The 3,613-nt window shown below is 68.7% G+C and carries 4 protein-coding genes; 1 reads left to right on the top strand and 3 read right to left on the bottom strand.

Going from position 1 to position 3,613, the window contains the following annotated elements; translation table 11 throughout:
• A partial coding sequence (locus CSW58_RS11865) for a LytTR family DNA-binding domain-containing protein (RefSeq protein WP_099447424.1) occupies positions 1-575 on the top strand: 575 nt, incomplete at its 5' end.
• Here the strand turns inward: CSW58_RS11865 and CSW58_RS11860 are convergent.
• From CSW58_RS11860 to astD, 3 genes are all read right to left on the bottom strand, one after another.
• Positions 572-1,081, bottom strand: coding sequence for a GNAT family N-acetyltransferase (locus tag CSW58_RS11860; protein ID WP_099447423.1), 510 nt, complete (start codon positions 1,079-1,081; stop codon positions 572-574). The two genes, CSW58_RS11865 and CSW58_RS11860, sit on opposite strands and share 4 nt — an antisense overlap.
• Before the next feature lie 2 nt (positions 1,082-1,083).
• A complete protein-coding gene (astB, locus tag CSW58_RS11855; protein ID WP_099447422.1) occupies positions 1,084-2,424 on the bottom strand; it encodes an N-succinylarginine dihydrolase in 1,341 nt (446 codons plus the stop codon).
• Positions 2,421-3,613 (bottom strand): succinylglutamate-semialdehyde dehydrogenase (gene astD, locus CSW58_RS11850; protein ID WP_099447421.1); only part of this gene is annotated, 1,193 nt, incomplete at its 5' end. The genes astD and astB, both read right to left, overlap by 4 nt.

Below are 3,613 nucleotides of genomic sequence, written 5' to 3'. Positions count from 1 at the left end.
CCTGGCGTCGGGCGGCGCCCGTGCATCTGGTCGCCGCCCTGATCTATTCGGGTCTCCATGTGGCGGGGTTTCTGGCGCTGCGCCACCTGGCCTACGCCCTGTGGGTCCACGAGCCCTATGCTTACGGCCCGCTTCGCACCGAGTTTCCCTATGAACTGCGCAAGGACCTCCTGTCCTACGGTCTGGCTTTCACGGTTTTCTGGCTCCTCGGCCGCGACAGGTCGCCCGTGCCTGTCGCGACGACGCGCGCGCCAGCGGTGTTCGACATTCGCGACGGGGCGCGGCTGGTGCGCGCGCCGATCGAGACCATCCTGGCCGTGCGCTCGGCCGGCAACTATGCGGAGTTCCTGCTGGCCGACGGGCGGCGCCCCTTGATGCGCTCATCCCTGGGCGCGCTCGAAGCCCGGCTAGGCGACGACGGCTTCGTGAGAACCCACCGCTCCTGGCTGGTCAATGTCGCTCGGGTGACGGGCCTGCGGCCCGAAGGCTCGGGCGACCATACCGTCGAACTGGGCGCGGTCGAGGCGCCGGTGTCGCGCCGATATCCTGAGGCGCTCGAACGGCTGCGGGCCTAGAGCAGCAGGCCCATGACGATGTCATCGTCCACGCGGCCGTCCGGCAGGCGTCCCCGGCCGACCATGCGCCCTTCGATCTTGAACCCGAGCCGCTGATACAGTCTCTGAGCGCCCAGATTGCCGGCCCCGGTCCAGAGCTCGATCCGCCCCACGGCGGGCTTCAGGTCGCGGGCCCCCGCGATCAGGGCCTCAAACAGGCCCGAACCGACACCCCTGCCCTGCCAGGCCGGATTCACCGCCACGGTCAGGTCGGTCAGGACGTGGGCGAACAGGTCCAGCTTCATCCGCATGGCGTGGATCTCGCCGCAAACCCCGCCCCCGGCCTCGACCGCCACGAGATTGAGTCCGCCGTCGGCCGCCTCGGCCATGACCCGCGCGACATAGGCCGGCGTCACCTCATGCGGCCGACGGGCGATGCCGCCGGGGACCGCCGCCACCGCCTGGTGCAGGGCCAGGATCGCCGCCGCATCGGCCGGTGTCGCCGGCCGAATGGAAAAGCCGTCCATGCTCAGACCCGCTGGAAGGGATAGAAGTCGCCGCCAAGACCCAGGATGCCGGTCAGGGCGTCCAGGGCCGCGCGGACCTCGGTGATCAGGGCTGGATCGGCCAGATCAGCCGGGGCCAGGCTGTCGCGATAATGACGTTCGGCCCAGGCGTTGAGGCGGTCATGCAGGGCGGAGTCGAAGCGTTGGGCCGGATTGGTCGCCGCGAGCTCGGCTTCGCTCAACACCACGCGCAGCCTCAGGCAGGCCGGGCCGCCGCCGTTGCGCATGCTCTGGCGGACATCGACATACTCCACCCGACCGATTGGACCATTGGAGCTGGCCAGGGCTTGGGCCGCCGCATGGGCCCGGGGATTGTCGCGTGTCTCGCCCGGAGCCAGCAGAACCAGCCGATCCTCGCCCGGCACGACCAGCAGCTGGGAATTGAACAGATAGCTCTTGACCAGATCCTCTAGCGGCAGGTCCGCAGTGCTGATCTCGACGAAGATCGGCTCGAAATGATCGTCTGCGACGCGGCGAACATCAGCCTCCATCGCCGCGCGATCCTCGAAGGCGCTCTCGTGGAACAGAAGACACTCCCGGGTGCCGACACAGACCACGTCATTGTGGAAGGCCCCGCCATTGATCGCCCCACGGCCTTGACGAGCGAACACGCCGCGCGCCGCGCCATGGAGACGCTCGACCGCCTCGAAAGCCTCTCGGGTCTGGCGGGCCGGAAAGCGACCCTCCCAGCGCTCCCAGGCCTCGCGGCCCCAGACGAACAGATTGACGCCCGGCGCGCCGTGATCGGCGCAGAGCCGAACATGGTTGGCCGCGCCCTCGTCGGCGAAGTGGGCATGGGCGGGCAGCGGATCGTGGACGGCGAAGCGGGCCTCGTCCGGAAACAAACGGCGGAGGGAGCGGGTGGTCTGCTCGCCTTCAAGGCTGCGATGCAGGTTGGTCAGCAGGTTGGCGGGGGTGAAATGCACCCGGCCGTCTGCGGTGTCAGCGCTCGGGGTCACCGTGGCGGCATTGGCGGCCCACATCGGCGAGGCCGAGCAGGCCGCCGAGGCCAGGGCCGGAGCGTCTTTCCACGCCTTTTCAAGCACCTGGGCATCGGAACCTGAGAAGCCGATCGCCCGCAGCAGCGCCAGGTCCGGCCGCTCATGCGGCGGCAGCACGAACTGGGGCAGGCCCCAGTCGGCCAGACGCCGCATCTTGCTCAGCCCCTCCAGCACCGCCGCGCGCGGATTGGAGACCTCGCCGGCATTGGTCTGGCTGGCGATATTGCCCGGCGACAGCCCGACATAGGAATGGGTAGGCCCGACAAGACCGTCGCAATTGGCTTCGACCGCCGGTGAAATCATGCCCGTAGTCCCTTGATATCGCTCAGGGTATCAAGGACGTTGTCGGCTTCAAAACTGGCGACCGGATAGGCGCAATAATCGGCCGCGTAATAGGCGCTGGGCCGATGATTGCCCGAGGCGCCCAGACCGCCGAACGGCATGGTCCCGGCCGCGCCGGTGGTCGGGCGATTCCAGTTGACGACGCCGGCCCGGATGCGCTTGAGGAAATGATCCCAACGTCCTGATTCATTGGAAATAAGCCCCGCCGAAAGGCCATAGCGCGTGGCGTTGGCTGCGGCGATGGCGTCCTCGAACGATCCCACCCGGCGAACCTGCAGCAGCGGGGCGAAGAGCTCCTCATCCGGAATCTCGAAGCCCGTCACGTCGACCAGGCCCGCCGACACGAAGGCCGGGCTCAAGCCCGCGACCGCGCTCATCGCCCGCACGGTCTTGCCGGGCATGGCCGCCGCGCCGGCCAGGGCCGCCGTCGCGGCGCGGTCCGAGATCAGCGAGCCCATGAACGGCTCCGTCGCTCCATCCCACGGTCCCGCGACCAGCCGGTCCGACAGGGCGGCGACGGCTTCAATCACCGCCTGGCCGGCCGCGTCGTCCGAGACGATCAGCCGCCGCGCGCAAGAACAGCGCTGGCCCGTGGTGATGAAGGCCGACTGGACCACAAGGGCGGCCACGGCCTCTGCATCGCCGGCGTCCCAGACCACCAGCGGATTGTTGCCGCCCAGTTCAAGGGCCAGGATCACATCGGGGCGATCCGCGAAATAGCGTCGGAAAAAGGCGCCCGCCCCGGCCGAGCCGGTGAACAGCAGGCCGTCGATCTCCTGGGCGATCAGGGCCTGACCGGTATCGCGTCCGCCCTGGACCAGATTGACCACGCCAGCCGGCACGCCGGCAGCCTCCAAAGCCTCAACCAGAAGCTGGCCGGCCAGGGGTGTCTCTTCCGACGGCTTGAACACCACGGTGTCGCCCGCCAGCAGCGCCGGCACGATATGGCCGTTGGGCAGATGGCCCGGGAAGTTGAACGGACCGAGCACGGCCATCACGCCATGAGGCCGGTGACGCAGAACAGCGCGACCAAACGGCATGGCGTTGTCGAGTTCGCCGGTGCGCTCGTCATAGGCCTTGATCGAAGCGTCGACCTTGGCGGCCATCGAGCCCAGCTCGGCCTTGGTTTCCCACAGCGCCTTGCCGGTCT

Origin of the sequence: Caulobacter sp. B11 (assembly GCF_002737765.1) — a bacterium.
Lineage (GTDB): Bacteria > Pseudomonadota > Alphaproteobacteria > Caulobacterales > Caulobacteraceae > Caulobacter.
The sequence above is the reverse complement of the archived record's forward strand: the minus strand, read 5'-3'. Positions and strand labels throughout refer to the sequence as shown.

Excerpts from the sequence above, each read along its gene's own strand:
- CSW58_RS11860 (WP_099447423.1), bottom strand. The coding sequence starts at position 1,081 with ATGGACGGCTTTTCCATTCGGCCGGCGACACCGGCCGATGCGGCGGCG.
- astB (WP_099447422.1), bottom strand. The coding sequence starts at position 2,424 with ATGATTTCACCGGCGGTCGAAGCCAATTGCGACGGTCTTGTCGGGCCT.